General features: G+C 67.6%; 22 protein-coding genes and 2 pseudogenes. 12 read left to right on the forward strand and 12 right to left on the reverse strand.

The annotated features are described in order from the left end of the window. Positions 1 to 84: 84 nt before the first annotated feature. Positions 85 to 900, forward strand: coding sequence for a hypothetical protein (locus BLU81_RS03130; RefSeq protein WP_197686109.1), 816 nt, complete (start codon positions 85 to 87; stop codon positions 898 to 900). A 25-nt stretch (positions 901 to 925) separates the two neighbouring features. On the opposite strand, the gene BLU81_RS51400 is transcribed toward BLU81_RS03130, so the two are convergent. Next, a complete protein-coding gene (locus BLU81_RS51400; RefSeq protein WP_269460983.1) occupies positions 926 to 1048 on the reverse strand; it encodes a hypothetical protein in 123 nt (40 codons plus the stop codon). A gap of 411 nt (positions 1049 to 1459) precedes the next feature. Here BLU81_RS51400 and BLU81_RS03135 point away from each other — a divergent pair, with 411 nt between their 5' ends. The 3 genes from BLU81_RS03135 to BLU81_RS03145 all read left to right on the forward strand — a co-directional run bounded on the left by BLU81_RS03135 (position 1460) and on the right by BLU81_RS03145 (position 3683). Then, a complete protein-coding gene (locus tag BLU81_RS03135) occupies positions 1460 to 2371 on the forward strand; it encodes an SPFH domain-containing protein (protein WP_092541410.1) in 912 nt (303 codons plus the stop codon). Positions 2372 to 2421: 50 nt separating this feature from the next. Then, positions 2422 to 2757 carry a hypothetical protein gene (locus BLU81_RS50210; RefSeq protein ID WP_172890468.1) on the forward strand — a complete coding sequence of 112 codons (336 nt, stop codon included), beginning with the start codon at positions 2422 to 2424 and terminating at the stop codon, positions 2755 to 2757. A gap of 77 nt (positions 2758 to 2834) precedes the next feature. Continuing rightward, complete coding sequence (locus tag BLU81_RS03145) at positions 2835 to 3683, forward strand: GOLPH3/VPS74 family protein (RefSeq protein ID WP_092541412.1); 849 nt, start codon at positions 2835 to 2837, stop codon at positions 3681 to 3683. 291 nt (positions 3684 to 3974) lie between these two features. On the opposite strand, the gene BLU81_RS51910 is transcribed toward BLU81_RS03145, so the two are convergent. Next, the gene (locus tag BLU81_RS51910; protein WP_092541414.1) at positions 3975 to 4277 is read right to left on the reverse strand and encodes a GNAT family N-acetyltransferase; all 303 of its coding nucleotides are present in this window, start codon (positions 4275 to 4277) and stop codon (positions 3975 to 3977) included. A gap of 330 nt (positions 4278 to 4607) precedes the next feature. Here BLU81_RS51910 and BLU81_RS03160 point away from each other — a divergent pair, with 330 nt between their 5' ends. Next, positions 4608 to 5027: a hypothetical protein gene (locus BLU81_RS03160; protein ID WP_092541416.1), complete on the forward strand. Its 420-nt coding sequence runs from the start codon at positions 4608 to 4610 to the stop codon at positions 5025 to 5027. 113 nt (positions 5028 to 5140) lie between these two features. Here BLU81_RS03160 and BLU81_RS03165 read toward each other — a convergent pair whose 3' ends face one another. Further along, positions 5141 to 5455: a hypothetical protein gene (locus BLU81_RS03165; protein WP_092541418.1), complete on the reverse strand. Its 315-nt coding sequence runs from the start codon at positions 5453 to 5455 to the stop codon at positions 5141 to 5143. 105 nt (positions 5456 to 5560) lie between these two features. Between BLU81_RS03165 and BLU81_RS51915 the strand changes: the two are divergent. Further along, positions 5561 to 5779: pseudogene (locus BLU81_RS51915) on the forward strand (helix-turn-helix domain-containing protein); the annotation flags it as partial. A gap of 10 nt (positions 5780 to 5789) precedes the next feature. Here BLU81_RS51915 and BLU81_RS50215 read toward each other — a convergent pair. From BLU81_RS50215 to BLU81_RS03200, 7 genes and pseudogenes are all read right to left on the reverse strand, one after another. After that, positions 5790 to 6134, reverse strand: a complete 345-nt coding sequence (locus BLU81_RS50215) for a hypothetical protein (RefSeq protein WP_231954081.1) — start codon at positions 6132 to 6134, stop codon at positions 5790 to 5792. A 146-nt stretch (positions 6135 to 6280) separates the two neighbouring features. Further along, a pseudogene (locus tag BLU81_RS03175) lies at positions 6281 to 7099 on the reverse strand (IS5 family transposase); the annotation flags it as partial. Continuing rightward, positions 7096 to 7296, reverse strand: a complete 201-nt coding sequence (locus BLU81_RS03180; RefSeq protein WP_092541424.1) for a hypothetical protein — start codon at positions 7294 to 7296, stop codon at positions 7096 to 7098. The pseudogene BLU81_RS03175 and the gene BLU81_RS03180, both read right to left, overlap by 4 nt. Further along, on the reverse strand, positions 7293 to 7697 hold the full coding sequence (locus tag BLU81_RS03185) for a hypothetical protein (RefSeq protein ID WP_092541426.1): 405 nt from the start codon (positions 7695 to 7697) through the stop codon (positions 7293 to 7295). Before BLU81_RS03185 ends, BLU81_RS03180 begins: the two co-directional genes overlap by 4 nt. Before the next feature lie 10 nt (positions 7698 to 7707). Continuing rightward, on the reverse strand, positions 7708 to 8088 hold the full coding sequence (locus BLU81_RS03190; protein WP_307833792.1) for a DUF6192 family protein: 381 nt from the start codon (positions 8086 to 8088) through the stop codon (positions 7708 to 7710). Then, positions 8040 to 9200, reverse strand: a complete 1161-nt coding sequence (locus BLU81_RS03195; protein WP_092541430.1) for a serine hydrolase domain-containing protein — start codon at positions 9198 to 9200, stop codon at positions 8040 to 8042. The genes BLU81_RS03190 and BLU81_RS03195 overlap by 49 nt, the downstream gene beginning before the upstream one ends. A 179-nt stretch (positions 9201 to 9379) precedes the next feature. After that, positions 9380 to 9715: a hypothetical protein gene (locus tag BLU81_RS03200; protein ID WP_092541432.1), complete on the reverse strand. Its 336-nt coding sequence runs from the start codon at positions 9713 to 9715 to the stop codon at positions 9380 to 9382. A gap of 152 nt (positions 9716 to 9867) precedes the next feature. On the opposite strand from BLU81_RS03200, the gene BLU81_RS03205 reads away from it, so the two are divergent. From BLU81_RS03205 to BLU81_RS03220, 4 genes are read left to right on the forward strand one after another with little or no spacing between them, the layout of a single operon-like run. Then, positions 9868 to 10278 (forward strand): hypothetical protein, encoded by a 411-nt coding sequence (locus BLU81_RS03205; protein WP_092541434.1) that lies wholly within the window; start codon positions 9868 to 9870, stop codon positions 10276 to 10278. Between the two features lie 9 nt (positions 10279 to 10287). Next, entirely contained in the window at positions 10288 to 11328 is a 1041-nt protein-coding gene (locus tag BLU81_RS03210) for a hypothetical protein (RefSeq protein ID WP_092541436.1), read from the forward strand. A gap of 22 nt (positions 11329 to 11350) precedes the next feature. Further along, a complete protein-coding gene (locus BLU81_RS03215; RefSeq protein ID WP_157751150.1) occupies positions 11351 to 11887 on the forward strand; it encodes a hypothetical protein in 537 nt (178 codons plus the stop codon). A 53-nt stretch (positions 11888 to 11940) separates the two neighbouring features. Next, positions 11941 to 12687 carry a hypothetical protein gene (locus tag BLU81_RS03220; RefSeq protein WP_157751153.1) on the forward strand — a complete coding sequence of 249 codons (747 nt, stop codon included), beginning with the start codon at positions 11941 to 11943 and terminating at the stop codon, positions 12685 to 12687. Here the strand turns inward: BLU81_RS03220 and BLU81_RS03225 are convergent, their stop codons facing one another. Further along, a complete protein-coding gene (locus BLU81_RS03225; protein ID WP_092541442.1) occupies positions 12688 to 13299 on the reverse strand; it encodes a TetR/AcrR family transcriptional regulator in 612 nt (203 codons plus the stop codon). Between the two features lie 41 nt (positions 13300 to 13340). Here BLU81_RS03225 and BLU81_RS03230 point away from each other — a divergent pair, with 41 nt between their 5' ends. Together BLU81_RS03230 and BLU81_RS03235 are read left to right on the forward strand one after the other, a co-directional pair. Next, the gene (locus BLU81_RS03230; protein WP_231954082.1) at positions 13341 to 14210 is read left to right on the forward strand and encodes an alpha/beta hydrolase family esterase; all 870 of its coding nucleotides are present in this window, start codon (positions 13341 to 13343) and stop codon (positions 14208 to 14210) included. A gap of 16 nt (positions 14211 to 14226) precedes the next feature. Next, positions 14227 to 14448 (forward strand): helix-turn-helix transcriptional regulator, encoded by a 222-nt coding sequence (locus BLU81_RS03235; RefSeq protein ID WP_231954083.1) that lies wholly within the window; start codon positions 14227 to 14229, stop codon positions 14446 to 14448. Between the two features lie 12 nt (positions 14449 to 14460). Here the strand turns inward: BLU81_RS03235 and BLU81_RS03240 are convergent, their stop codons facing one another. After that, a complete protein-coding gene (locus BLU81_RS03240) occupies positions 14461 to 14991 on the reverse strand; it encodes a hypothetical protein (RefSeq protein WP_157751154.1) in 531 nt (176 codons plus the stop codon). Positions 14992 to 15076 lie beyond the last annotated feature (85 nt).

The following is a 15076-nucleotide window of genomic DNA, read 5'->3' on the forward strand; positions in this document are numbered from 1 at the left end:
TATTGCCACCGCTTCGGGCCTCACAGCTTCCTGCGGCACGGGAAGCAAAGGGCGGTCGTCATTCACAGTCCTTAGGATGCGGCCGTGACGATCATCCTCAAGCTGCTGCTGGCTCCGGCGTTGGTGGTCGCGGCCTCCCTGGCTGGACGACGGTGGGGGCAGCAGGTGTCGGGCACGCTGGTGGCCCTGCCGATCGTTGCCGGGCCGATCCTGCTGATCACCTGCCTGGAGCAAGGGACCGACTTCGGATCCCAGGCGGCGGGCGCCGCTCTGCTGGGTCTGGTGACGTTGGCGTGGTTCGCTCTGATCTTCGCGTGGTTGTCGCGGTGGTTCGGCTGGGTGCCCACGGTGCTGATTTCCTGGGCGTCCTGCCTGCTGCTGGATCTCGCTCTCGCACAGATACCGCTCGGACCTGGGTGGGGCCTTCTGGTGGTCCTCGTAGCGGCGTGGATCGTGACTCGGCTGCTGCCCGCCGACACCGTCGGTAACGCGAACCGCATCGACTGGCCGTGGTGGGACCTGCCCGCTCGGGCCGCGGCGACGGCCGTGCTGGTGTGGACCGTGACCACTGCGGCCGACGCCGCCGGGCCAGGCCTGACCGGCGTGCTTGCGCCATTCCCGATCGCGACCAGCGTCGTCGCCGCGTTCGCGCTGGCACAGTTCGGCCATCCGAGCGCGGTCCGAGTGGCCCACGGTGTTCCTCGCGGGCTTCTCGGCTTCTCAGTCTTCTGCTTCCTGGTGGCCACGTTGGTCGTGCCGCTCGGCACCGGTACCGCGTTCGGGATTGCTCTGGTCGCCACCCTCACGATTCAGGTGGGATGGCGGGCAGTCACCACGCGTCGTGCATCATCGACACACACGCCGGAGGAGCCACTCGGTGCGCCGACGCCACACCGGTAGAGCATCACGCGGCTCGCTTCGGCGATCAGAGTCCGGCTGGGGTAGGGAACGCCTTCATTTCGTCGTAGGGCTGGCGGGTAGTCAGTCGTTCGAGGTTGATGCATTCGGCGTCGAGGATGGCGAGCAGTGCAAGCGCTGCGGTTCCCATTGCTTCCTCCACGGTCGGTGCTTGCCGTAGGGAACGATAGGCGTCATGGAGCAGACCACCCAGTGGCAGCGCGACGGCGCCGCCTATGCAGAGAGCTCACGGCTCAAGGTCTGTACTGGCGTCAGCGTGCTGCCGAACTGCGGCGACGGCTGGAAACCCCGTGTCACGGCTCGTCAAGGGCCTATTAGACCTCCGATGCAGGCCTCTCGCCTTCCCGGCCCTTGGCTCCGGCGGTGCCGGCGAGGTGGTGGCCTCGTTGAAGAGTTGCCCCTCGCTTCCCCTGGCGTTCATCCGCTTTCCGGACCTCCTCCGGCCTCCCCGCCCTCCCACTTTCCGGCCTCCACGGCCCCCCTCTTGGAAAAGTGATATCACATTGCTATTCTTGAGCCATCGCCAATCAGGGAGGCTCATATGTCGGACTATCTGGACCTGCCCGCACCGCAGGTTCGTGAGCGCATCGCCCGGGGAGTTTCGGGCTGGCCGGTGCTCGGTGGAGCCGTGGCGGTGCTGCTGGCCAGCGCCGGTGGTTTCATCGTCGGGCTGCAGCAGCAAGGGGATGCGGCGATCCTCAGTTTCACCGGGGTCAGTTTCGTGTTCGGGCTGGCGGCCCTCATCGTGCTGGCCGGGCTCACTCCGGTCGCGCCGGGTGAGGCCCGGGTTCTGCAGTTGCTCGGGCGTTACACCGGGACGGTCCGCACCGACGGGCTGCGCTGGGTAAACCCGCTCACCAACCGCCGCCGGGTCTCGACCCGGATCCGGAACCACGAGACCGACGTGCTGAAGGTCAACGACGCGGACGGCAACCCGATCGAGATCGCCTCGGTCGTGGTGTGGCAGGTGGAGGACACCGCGCGGGCCGTGTTCGAGGTCGACGACTTCATCGAGTTCGTCGCCATTCAGACCGAGACCGCCGTGCGGCACATCGCCAACAGCTACTCCTACGATTCGCACGACACCGACCGGATGTCGCTGCGGGACAACGCCGACGAGATCACCGCCCGGCTGTCCGAGGAGATCGGGGTGCGGGTCGCCGCCGCCGGTGTGAAGATCGTCGAGTCGAGGCTGACCCGTTTGGCGTACGCGCCGGAGATCGCCCACGCCATGCTCCGCCGTCAGCAGGCGAACGCGATCGTCGCGGCCCGGTCCCGGATCGTCGAGGGCGCGGTCGGCATGGTGGAGATGGCACTGTCCCGACTAGCCGACAACCACATCGTCGACCTGGACGAGGAGCGCAAGGCCGCGATGGTCAGCAACCTCCTGGTCGTCCTCTGCGGCGACCGGGACGCCCAGCCCGTGGTCAACGCGGGCACGCTGTACTCGTAGGCCCGATGGCTACCGAACGGAAGAAGCTCCTACTCCGGCTGGATCCCGCCGTGCACGACGCCCTGGCACGGTGGGCCGGCGACGAGCTACGCAGCACAAACGCCCAAATCGAGTACCTGCTGCGCAAAGCCCTAGCCGACGCCGCCCGCCTCCCCGGCAGCGTCGGCCGGATGCGAGGCCCCGGCCGCCCCCCAGCCGATCCCGATCCCGATCCCGATCCCGATCCCGATCCCGATCAGCCCGATCCCAATCTCGAGCCGTTCGCACCCGATCCTGCGGTGCCTGATCCCGCACCGCCTGATCCGCCGTCCGATCCCGCACCGTCCGATCCCGCACCGTCCGATCCCGCACCGTCCGATCCCGCACCGTCCGATCCCGAGTACTGACCGTCCGATCCTGATTCCGGTCCGCCCGATCTCGAAAATGCCTCAACCGCCCTATCCCGAACCCGAGGAGGATCGAGATGACAGTGCCCGGCAGCCTTGCCCAGCGCATTTACCTCTTGGCTTACGACCCGGGAAAGGGCCGGGTGGGTGTGTTCACCGAGTTGGGCGCCATGGTGCGGGCGGCCGCTCTCGCCGACCTGTACCTCAAAGGCCACCTCGCCGACGTACGAGGCCGGGCCACCATCACTGGCCGGGCCACCGCTGAGGGCCACCCGGCCGTGAACGGCAAGCCGGCTGTGAGCAGCAAGCCGCCTTTCAACGGCAAACCGGCGGTAAGCGGCCATTCGGCTGCGGGCAGCAAATCGGCTCTCAGCGGCAGACCGGCTGCGGGCGGCAAACCGGCTCTCGGCGGCAGACCGGCGGGGAGCAGTAGACCTCCGGCTAATGATCGGTCGGCTGTCGGCGGTCGACCGGTTTTCGGTGATCCGGTGCTCGCCGGGCTGATCGAGGAGATCGCCGCGTCGAAACCGCGCAAGTGGCAGCACTGGATCGACAAGCGACAGCGACCCACTGTCGCCACAGTTCGCCGGCAGTTGGCGGAGGGCGGCTGGGTCCGGTTGGAATCGTACAAAATCGTCGGTTTGATTCCTGCGACGAAGGTGACCCTCCGCAACCCGCGCGTTCGCAAAGAACTCGTCAGCCGGGTCAGGGAGGCTTTACGGGCGCCGGTCGGCCGGGTCGATCCGGCCGACGGCGCGTTGGTGACCATCGTGGCGGCGGGGAAGCTGGACATCGTCCTCGACCGTAAGGCCCGGCGCGACAGCAAACGCCGCCTCCAGGACCTCGCCGACCTGAACGGCCCGATCGGCCCGGCCCTGCACAAGTCGATCCAGGCCTCAGCCTCCGGTTCCGAGGGCGGCGGCTAGCTCTCGGGCGCGCCGTCACGGGGGCGGTCGCGTCCGGAGACGTCCAGACGTCCTCTGGCCCGGCAGATTGCTGAGGTAGTCGACGAGCGGCCCGCCCGGCGCGGTGTTCCTAATCCCTTAGTGGCTGTCTCGCAACCTGTTTCCGCAGCTAGCGCCAATATTGGGCTGTAGAGGTCCCTCTCCGCCGTTCGTATCGCCATCACAGTGATGCCGATCCGAACGCGGCATCGCGGAGGTGACCCCTCCTAGACCCGGTACGCGGATCTGCCGAATCCCGTGCGGTTTGTTAGATCAGGCCTCACCAGTGAGCGATGGGTCGGCGGTTTTGCGCATGAGCCGAGACTGTCCGACCTGATCCGTGAAGCCCCACCGGCGATAGAACGGGATCAGATCCGGCTGACACACCAGCTCGACGCTCCTGACGTCTGCGACCCATGGATGCGCGAGTGCCGCGTCCATGATCGTCGAGCCAACGCCCGCCCCGCGAACGTCGGACGCCACGATGACGTCGAGGATGATGGCTAAGTGGTCCGAGCCGTAAATCCTTCGGGGGTCATGCGGCCAGGGCCTGTTGCGGCAGCCTGGTGGTCGCAGCCGCCGGGTTGCCGGGGGATCTGCTCCATGCGTGGACCGGGGTGTGGATCAGGCCAGATGCGCCAGAGCGCCGCCCCGCTGGTATTCGTGGTTGACCCCGCATCATGCGGGCGACACCGGGTGCCAGGGTGGGATGGCAGCGGCAGCGGGCCCGGATGCCGGTCTTCTCGTCGCTGGAGGTCACGTACTCGTCCGCGCCGAGTGGAATGCCCTGGTGGATGCGGGCGTAAAGGTCGAGGACCCGGCTGGCCCCGACGGTGAAGTCCGGGTCACGGATGAAGATCCACCCGACAGATTAGACTGAGCCTAATCGATCGACAGGGGGCGCAGGTGACCGAGACGACGGATCTTCCCGGACGACTCGTCCGCGATGAACGCCACTGGGCTTTCGGCGATCCGCGTCCGCAGGCGCCGTGGGTGCCGCCGCACCGGCTCCGGGTGTGGGAGTTCGCCTCGGGCAAGCTGCTGGCGATGGTGACCGACAACGGGGGGTACACCGAGAAGAACACGGCCAGGCTCCTGGAGCGGATCCGCGAGGACCACCCGGGCCGGGCCGTGGAGATCATCGCGTACGAGCCGGGCGGAGCCATGATGTTCTGCGGGTACACCAGAATGATCACGGAAGGGCCGGAAGCGCCACATTGGGCACTCATCCCGGTCACCGAATACGACGCCCTGGTCGCACGCCTCGAACCGCCGTTCGAGATCGACGATGAGGAGGCCGAGGGCTCCTTCTTCGGAACGGGATGAGGGCTTGACGCGGCAGACGCTGTATCCCGTCCGGGCGCACCTCACCGGCGTACTCACCAAGTGCTTGAAGGCGTAAGTACTTCGGGGGTTGACGGTCGGTGATCTGGGTGCGGTCAGCCGGTGATGGGGCTGATGAGGACGTCGCAGACGAAGTCGAGGGCTTCTTCGGTGGTGCCGCTGAACCAGTACTGGTCTTCGTAGCTGTTGTTGCCGGCCCTGTAGGTGGCGAGGCTCCAGCGGTGGGCGGATCCGGTGTAACGCAGTCGCATCAGCGGCAGCTGTTCTCCGCCGGTCAGCTCAACGGTGACGTAGGCGAACTGGCCGTGGTAGCGCACGTGCACTGCGGCCAGTTGCGGCCAGTTCTCCCTGGCCCTAGCCCGCAGTCGCTGTGGCAGGGACGTCTTGGTCGAGGCGGGAATGACCGGCATAGGTCCACATCCTGCCCCTGTGGCGTGTCCTGACGGCTTGTGGCATGCCGGACCGGCATTCCCGACCGGCCCCTGAACGAGATCGCCTTCGATGGAAGCTGGCCGGTGCCCGCGCCTCACACACGCCTGATCACCCTGACCACCGCCGAACGCCGCAAGCTCACGACTCTGGCCTGCTCCCACACCGCCGGATACCAGCAGGTCATCCGGGCCCGGATCGTCTGCGATGCGGCCCGCGGAGACTCCAACGCCGCGATCGCCCGCCGGCACGGTCTGACCGTCGACACCGTGCGCCGCCGGCGGGGCCGGTTCGCCGGCGAAGGCGTGCCGGGACTCACCGACCCCGGCCGGGACGGCCGACCAGGTTCACACCGGTCCAGGTCGCCGAGGTCAAAGCACTGGCCTGCCAGCTCCCTGCCGAGACCGGCACACCCTTGTCGAAGTGGAGCTGCGCCGACCTGGCAGCCGAAGCCGTCGACCGGGCCCGCGTCTTCTCCCATCGCAACGCGAAGACCGGGATCGTCCCGTCCGTAACCACGACATCGGAACCGGCGAGAATCCCGCGGATCTCGGTCTCCGTGCGGTGCGCCGCCCACCATGCCGAGGCGAACAACTCCATCAACTGCGGCACCTGAGCGGCCTCGGCGCTATACGAGACCTCATGCGACGAGGCGGTCACCGCGTCAGCCTTCCAGGTCCTCCGGGGATCCGCATCTGGCCGCGGTCCTAGAGCAATGAAACAAGGAGCCGCGATCTGCGCGTCTTCGGATGTCCAGCTGATCAGGCGGCGATGAGCTTGGGTAGGGCAGCCCGCCGGCCATCCGCACGGGTGATCCTGCGGGTCATCAGGGTGATGTTTGCCCAGGTGATGTGGGCTTCGGAATGCTCCGGGAGGCGTTCGTAGTCGCGGGCGTTGCGGCGGGCGCGCATCAGCCAGGACAGTGAGCGCTCGACGATCCACCGGCGGGGCAGCACCTTGAATCCGACCTGGTTCGCGGGCTTCTTCACGACCTTGAAGGTGAGGTCAAGCTCGTTGCGGGCCCAGTCGGTCAGGCCGGTGTAGGCGTTGTCGGCCCACATCAGGGTCAGCTCCGGATTGTTTTTGCGCAGCTCAGGCAGCATTTCGCGGGCGGCGTCGCGGTCGGTGACGTCCGCCGCGGTCACCTTCACCGTCATCAACAGGCCTTTCGTGTCGACGATCAGGTGGCGCTTCCTCCCGTTGATCAGCTTCGCGCCGTCGAATCCGCGGGTGTCTCGGCTGACGGTCTCGGCGGCTTTCACGCTTTGGGAGTCCATGATGGCGGTGACCGGGCGGGGGCACCGGCCGGCGTCGACGCGGATGCGGCGGCGCAGCTGGTCGCGGAGGTATTCGAGCACGCCTGCTTTGGCCCAGCGGGCGAAGAACCCGTAGACGGTTTTCCAGGGCGGGAAGTCGCTGGGCAGGGCTCGCCACTTGCAGCCGTTGTCGACCAGGTACCGGATCGCGTCCACGATCTCGCGGCGCGGGTGCGCCTCCGGATGCCCACCCGATGGTGTGGTGCTGGCCGGCGGCGGCAGCAGCGGTTCGAGGAGCTTCCACTCGGCGTCGGTGGTGTCCGACGGGTAGCGCCGCCGCCGGGGCAGGACCGTGATCGTGGCGTTCATTCGCCACGTGCCAGCAGCTCAAGCGCGGTTTTGACGCTGGTGAGCTGGCCCAGCACCAGCTGAGCCCACTCGTCGTCAGGATGGCCCTTCAGATGCGGGATGATCACGGTGTCCAGCAGCTGGGTGATCCGCAGCATCTCCTCGCGTACGTAGCCGCGTTCGTAGGTGGTCCAGTCCGCTCCTTCGATGGTCGTCATGCGCCGCGGACGAGCAGACCGAGCGCGGACTTGACGCCAGTGAGCTGCCCGAGCACCAGCTGGACCCACTCGTCGTCGGGAAGCCGTTGAGCGTGCGGGATGACCGTGCTGCTCAGCAGCCGCGCGATCCGGGTCAGCTCGGTGCGCACGCAGGCCCGCTCGTAGGCGATCCAGTCGGCCGGCTCGGTCGACAGCTGGTAGCCGTCCCGGCGGGTCCAGGTCAGCGGGGTCAGGTTCTCCGCCGCCAAGACCTCACGCACGAACCGCAGCCCGGACTGGACCTGATACTGGCTCAGCTCGGTCGCGGTCACCAACTGCCGGGTGCTCAGCCCGGCCGGGCGGGCTTCCATCAACGCGACCCGGACCAGATCACCGGCGACATTCGCGGGCACCCGTCCCATGACCGGCGGCCTACTCGCCGCGCAGGAGGCGGGCCAGGCCCTCCTCCGGGGTGACCTGACCGGTGGCCACCGCGCCCTCGATCCAGTCCGCGGCAGCCCGGACCCGGGCCACGTTGCGCTGCACCGTCGCCTTCTCGTCATCGCTGTAGTTCTGCCCGCGCAAGCCGGGCACGATCCGGCCTGCGGACGCGACGAACTGCGCGCACGCCCCGACCAGGTCCAGGAACTCGGCGGTGTGCTGAACCTGCTGCAGCGCGGGCGTGCGCTGCCGCACGATCTCCGCTCCTTGCCGGGACTGGTCGACCTGGGCACGGTTGACCTGGTGACGGGCCGTGCTGTCGGTCATCGCCCGCGCGGCGACCTCCGGCCGGCGCAGCAGATTCGTGGCGATCTGCGAGGCGACTTCCTGAGCCCGAGCGCCAGCTCCGTCAGCTGCCGTCCCCCGCCCGGGGTCTCCGGCTGCCGTCCGTCGGCGATCGCGGCCAGCCCGCGCATGATGTCGTAGTTGTCCTCGTAGAGCGAGGCGCTGTTGAGCAGCACGGCGAAGCCGGAACCGGAGGCCGGGTCAAAGGCTTGGACAGCCGTGTACGTGAACAGGTTGCCCGAATGCATCAGCAGCTCACGGCCGTCGACCTCCTGCACGCCCCAGCCCATCGCGTAGTCGCCGCCCGGCCACGGCCGGTGCAGGGTGGCGAGACTCTCCGGCGTGAGGATCCGGGGCCCCTGCCCGGTCTGGCTGATCAGCCAGCGGCCCATGTCGGCGGCGGTGGTGACGACCCCACCGCCGCCACCGTCACGGAACCCCGGCAACTCGCCCCGCGACACCCAGGCGCCGTAGATCGAGTTGTATCCGTCCGCGGGCCGCGCCCCGACCGAGCTGGCGGTCATCCCGAGCGGCTCGAAGATCCGTTCCCGGACGGCGTCGGCGAAGGGCCGGCCATCGACGACCTCGACCAGCCGGGCGGCCACGTCGAAGTTGACGTTGCAATACTCCCAGTGGGTTCCCGGTTCGGCGGCCAGCCCGCCGTCCCGCAGCGCTGCCACGTATCCGGTGAGGTCGGCTGCCCGCTGAGTCGCGCGGATGTCCAGCGTCCGGTCGGACAGGCCCGAGGTCTGGTTCAGCAGGTGCCGGACAGTGACCGTCGCGGCTCGCTGATCGGCCAACCGGAACTCCGGCAGATAGCTCACGACGGGCTGGTCCAGCACCACTCGACCCTCGTCCACCAGGGTCATCACCGTGGCCGCGGTGACCGACTTGCTCAGCGACGCCACCCGCATCGGCGTGTCCGCGGTGACCGCTCGGCCGGTTGACTCGTGCCCGAGCCCGGTCGCGTGGACGATCCGGTCGCCCCGGGTGACCACCGCCGACATGCCCGGCAGCCCGGTCGCGGCGAGGGCCTCGCGGAGGTAGGTGCCGAAGTCCTGCCCCGCACCCCACGCGGGCGGCCCGGCGGCGAGCACGACGAGAGCCAGGGCGAGAGCCGCCAGAAGTGGTTTTCGCATGGAACGAACCTAGGGATCGACGCCTGCCGAAACCTCTGGCGATCGTCGTGAACAACCCCCGACGAAAGTCGTAGTCAGGTCGCTTGGGGCGAGAGCGCCGGGTCACGTCGCGGTGCGGCTGCAGCACGGACGAAACGGCAGAGCGCCGTGGGTGTTCCGGGTAGCACCTGAGATCCGTGCTACGGCTGGGGGCCGGGGGAGGGCTGGCAGGCTCGTAGGGGCAGTGCTGCCAGCTGGGCCGACGGGTTCCAGCCGGGTGGGCGGGCCGACGGTACCGACCACGGGTGTCCGGCCTCGGTCCAGATGCGGCGGGAACGGCGGCAGGCGGCCAGGGTCGCGTCCTGGTAACCGAACTCGCTGCCGCAGCAGTCGCACATCTCGAAGCTGGCGAGGGTGCCGTCCGGGCCCCATGGCCAGTCCTCGGCCGGAAGTGGCCGGTGGTCGAGACCGCACACCAGGCAGAGTGACGGGCAGTCCGGCCGTGTCGCCGGATCCGGTGCGTTTTCGGAAGTCACCGGACCACCCTGCCAGATACATGATCCAGCTCGGTACAAGTGATCATCGCTAAGCGCTTTCATTCAATTCGTAGATCAACAATTCTTGCTATTCTGCGACTGGGTTGTACATCCTCAATGGACATTTGTTAGTCGCGGGGGATTGGGCGATCATGAGCGATGAGGTGCAGGGTGTGGCGTTCGGTGGTCCGCTGGAACGGCTGCGCCAGGCCGCCCGCGTCGACCTGCCGCGCCTGGCGGATGAGTACGCGCAGATCCGCAACGCGTGCGAGACCACGACGAGCTACGACGACCGGCTCGACCGGCCGGGCTACTTCGGTTCGCCGATGCTCAAGAACAGCTGGACCCAGTTGCGCGACGTCGTGTGGTCCGCGGCCGGGGAGACCAGCGACAACCTCTGGGAACTGTCCCGGGGTCTCGACGCGGCGCTTGCCAGGTTCGTTCACGAGGACACCACCGCGGCCGCCGAAATGCTCAAGATCCGGAACCAGGTGGAAGGCGACAGGTCCACCGGCAACGACGAGTGGACGGCAGGACACGACGACGGCCACTACCCGAGGTAGGTCTGCACGGTGTCGGATTTCCCGGAGAGCCTCGAAGTCGCGATCAACAATCTCATCAACACGCTCGTCTACAAACTCATCGTGCTGGAGACCGATACCGACGCCCGCGAGGAGTTCATGAGGTCCACCGGGGTCCCTTACGTCAGCGACGTGACGGTCCAGGACTACGCCAGGCAGAAGGCCGACGAGATCTGGGGACCCTACAAGGATCTTCCGGCGCCGTCCTCGCTCGACGGGATCATCGAAACCCTGACCGGAGCACACAACCAGCTCACCACCACCGGCGTGACGGAGATCTACGACGCCGAGGACTTCAGCCTCGGCGCGTTGGTGCCGGGATTCATGGCGGACTTCCGGATCAACCAGGCCGGCTGGCGTGGTGCGACCATCGACGCCGTCCGCAGCGGTTACCTCGATCGATGGGGCCGGATGGTGTTTCTCCAGGCCAACACCATCGCCCTACTCCTGCTGGTACTCAGGGCGTATCAGGAACAGCTCACGCGGGCGCAGAGCGACGTCGTCGCTCTCGTCAACGTCGCTGAGGAAGTCCTGTCCTCCTACACCGCGGACTCGGTGTGTGGATCCGCTGTCAGCAAGAACCTCTCTTTCAACATCGCCATCGGCGTTCTGAGTGTCCTGTCAGCGGCTACCGGTATCGCCGGGTTGGCCCTCACCTCCATCGTCGCGGCTTTCGGGGCGGCCGGGCTCAGCGTGGCCAAGGACAGCTACGAGCCGATCGAGCCCAAGGAAGGCGCGCAGATCGGGGGTGACAGCGTCACCCAGATCTGGGAGAGCATCATCCGGCGGACCGAGGATCTCCGCATGGAGTTCTGCACGTCAGAGCAGCAGTTGCACGACATCATCGCCGGGTTCCACCGGGACGTCATCGGTGCGAACATCGGCGTCGGGTTGTCCCGGGAAGGGAATGCGCGGGCATTGCCGGCGATGGAGCTCTTCCGGTCGAAACCGTTGGGCTCCGGCACCGGGAACCTGAGGAGGCCGTCCGTGACGTGGTCCGGTCCTGATCCGGCCCATTCCCCGGAATGGTGATCCCTATCGGAGGGGGAGGACGGTGGCAGCCATCGCGGATGATCTCAATGCCATTGTCGTGACGGCGGCTTCACCCGATCGGCGCATCGAAGGACGGGTGGAGTCGATGCATTACATAACCATGCGATTTCGGTACGACAGTTACGAGCAGCACTATCGGCACCGTGACGCGGAATCGCTGGCCCATCAGTTGGGGCGTGGGGCAACATTGATGGCCGCGGCCTATCAGAAGGCGCGGCGGGAGGTCATGCTCGCGCATGGTTTCGAGTGGTACAGCACGCTGCGCCCACCGTTTGCGTCCCGGCATCGTGAGTACCTCGAGCGGGGTGCGCGACTCGCCGCGTATGGCAACTCACCGGAGCGGGAGATCCAGGTGGCGACCGTCGGTCTTCTCGACTTCGACGTCAGCATCGCGCCCGATGTGCTGTACCGGAACGGGGAACGGGAGTTCCTGCGGCTCGCCGACAGTGCGTTGACGGACCTCCAAGCCGACTACCGGCGGGTGCATGCGGAACTGCGGCACGAACTGTACGGGAAGTGTAAGGACAGGCAATGGTGAATCACTCGCGTCGGCGCCTTCTTTCGGCGGCGCTCGGTGCGGCCGGGATCGTCTTGACCTCCGCCTGCACCGATCCGCCCGAGAGCACCGTTGTGCCGGTGCCGTCGTCGAGTCTCGACCCGGCGGTGCTGCGGGATGACGTCCATGCCGGAATCACGGTCGAGGATCGTGGGTTCGCCACCTTTCCGGTACGGAACGGCGACGCCAAGAGACGCATCGTAGGCGCGGCCGGAGTCTTCCGGAACGTGACGGACGAGCCGATGAGAATCCATGTCCGTTTCCGATTCGTGGATGCCGCGGGGCGGGGATGGCGATCCGAGACGCTCAACGATTGGGAGGCGATCGTCAACATCGGATATGCCATCTTGCCGGCACGTCAGACCATCGAGATCGGGGGCGTCCTGCAGGTCGACGCGGAGTCGGCTGACAGGGTGGCGGGGATTGTGATGTACGTGCTCGAGGACGCGTTGCCGCCCAAACCGTTCGTGCTGCTGCCGGCGAGGGTCACCGAGTTGAAGCCCGCGCCGGCGTCGAAGGACGAATGGGACTACGTGTCGTTCGAGGTGGACAATCCCGGGCTCACGATCCGGGAGCCGGACTACGGCATGGTGTACCGGTCCGCCGAGGGGCGACTGATCGGGGGATGGTTCGGCAGCCATGCCCTCTGGTCGGACATCGATACGGCGCTGCCGGAGGGGGAGTCCGAGAGGTACCGCCAGGGGACGAGCCGGCACACGATGCCCACCTGGCTTCCGCCGGGTATCAAGCCGGATCGGGTGACCATGTATGTCTGGCGGTGATCAGCCGCGTAGTCCGGCCAGGACGATGTCCAGGTAGGTGCGGGTCAGCGGTGCCCGTTCGTCGGGGGTGGCGTGAACCGTGGCGGCGAAGACGACGCCGCACATCAGGCGGACCACGTCCTCGCGGGTGATGTCGGCGCGGATGACCCGGGCGGCTCGGGCCCGGTCCAGCAGGTGGCCGGTTGACGTGTGCAGGCGCGTCACCAGTTCGGTGGTCTCCGGGAGGGCGTGGGATGACGCCGCGAACACCGGCTGCACCGACGCGTCGGTGAGCTGGGCGTCGATGCCCGCCGTCAGGAAATCGGCGAACGCCTGCCACGGGTCGTCCTCGGGGTGGGCCCGGTCGGCGGCTTCGGCCAGCCGGGTGAGCGCGGGCTGGGCGACCGTCTCCAGCAGTGCCTCGGGGACCGGGAAGTGCCGGTAGACCGTGGCCACCCCGATCGATGCGGCACGCGCGACGTCGTTGAGCCGCAGTGGCACGTCGTCGTCCACGAAACGGCGGGCGGTGTCGACGATGTGCTGCCAGTTCCGGGCGGCATCCTTGCGCTGCGGAGTAGCCGGAGTAGCCGCAGCAGTCGGGACGTGCCGCGGAAGACCTGGGGAATCTGTCACGTGACCAGCGTAACCGGATAGTCGATCCGGATCGTGCTACGTTGAAACGGATAGCTGATCCGTTTAACTCCTGGGAGTGCCTGGTGCAGACCATCGACGTGGGCGGACGTGTCCGTACCTTTACGCTTGTCACCCCGCCCGGTGGTGAATTCGCCCGCCTGTTGCTCGTCTTTCACGGCTCGACTCAGCGCGGTGAGGTGTTCCGGAAGTTCACCGGAAACGCGTTCGACGAGATCGCCGGGACCGCGGTCGCCTACCTCGACGGCTTTCGTGGCAACTGGAACGACGCCCGGAAAGGCAGCCGCTTCCCGGCGCGCGTGCACGACATCGACGACGTCGCGTTCGCCGAGGCGGTGGTGAAGAGGGTCGCCGATGGGCGGGAGACGTATGCGGCCGGTTATTCCAACGGCGGCGGCATGGTGATCCGGCTGCTGCACGAGCGGCCGGATCTGATCGCCGGTGCCGCGATCGTCGCCGCGCAGCAGCCGATGCCGGACAACCTCCTGGTCCCGGGGCTGCCGGTGGTGCCGAAGCCGGTGGTGATCTTCCACGGGACGAAGGACCGGATCGTGCCGTATCAGGGTGGGGAGATGGCGCATTGGGCACAGCTCGCGTTCCGGGTGGGTGGCGGGATGCTCTCCGCGCCGGAGACCGCCGCCTACTTCGCCGGGCGCAACGGCATCACCACCGCACCGGTCGAGACCGCGCTGCCGCGTCGGAGTGGCCCGCCGGTGACCAGGATCGATCACCGGCAGGACGGGTGCGCGCCGGTGACGCTTTACGCGGTTCACGGTGGCGGTCATACAGTTCCGGGGCCGAAAGCGTCACCCGTATTGATGGGCCGCACTGCCACGGACGTGTTAACCGTACCCGCAATGGTGGATTTCTTCGCTTTTACGGTGTTGTCATAAAGCTATAGTCATGTGTATGGGTAGCAAAGCTGTCTACTACTTCATGGGTGCGCACGAGGTCCGGGTCCGGCTCGGCGGCATCAGCCGTCAGCGCGTCCACCAGCTCACCACTCGTGCCGATTTCCCGACCCCGATCGCCGATCTGATGCAGGGCAAGGTGTGGCTGGCGTCCGACGTGGAGCAATGGATCAAGACGCGCCCGTCCCGCCGTCACGACGTAGCCGACGAGGCGCCATGAGGGGGCACCCGGTCAGGTGGCGGCGACCTGAGCGCCGGTGACCGTGGCGTCCGGCGACCAGATCGCGAAGACGTCACCGTCGTGGGTGGCGGTCACGACCTGTCCGGTCGTCAGGGTCGCCTGGATCGTGGTCGCGTCGGTCGGCACGTGTCCGAGCAGCAGGTTCGCCTTGAGCGTGGAGTCGGACGAGTCGAAGAGGCGGAGCTGATCGTCGGGGCCGTCGCTCATCCGGACGGCGGCCACCGCGTCGACCCCGGTGGGCCCGCTGCGGCAGACGCTGATCCAGTTGTCGGGCTCGGAGACGTACACCCGCAGTAGCTCGTCGCCCTTGGTCATCTCGAAACGCTGAGCCGGTTGCGCGCTGGACGTCGGATTCAGCTCGGTGTAGAGCTGTCGGCACTCGGCCACGATCGCCTCGGGGGTCGGCGGCGCGGGATCGCCGTCCTGCCGGTTGACCGCCATGATCGACAGCAGGAGCAGCAGGGCACCCCCGGCGATGGTGGTCGTGCGTGTCCGCGGGTCGGCCCCGAGCGAGATTGCCACGGCCGTACGGTACCCGCCCTTGATCACGTTCTGCTATCACCGGCCGGTCCGGCCGGCCAGGGCCCCGCGGTGCCAGGCGGGACCC

Source organism: Actinoplanes derwentensis (assembly GCF_900104725.1).
GTDB classification, from domain to species: Bacteria; Actinomycetota; Actinomycetes; order Mycobacteriales; family Micromonosporaceae; genus Actinoplanes; species Actinoplanes derwentensis.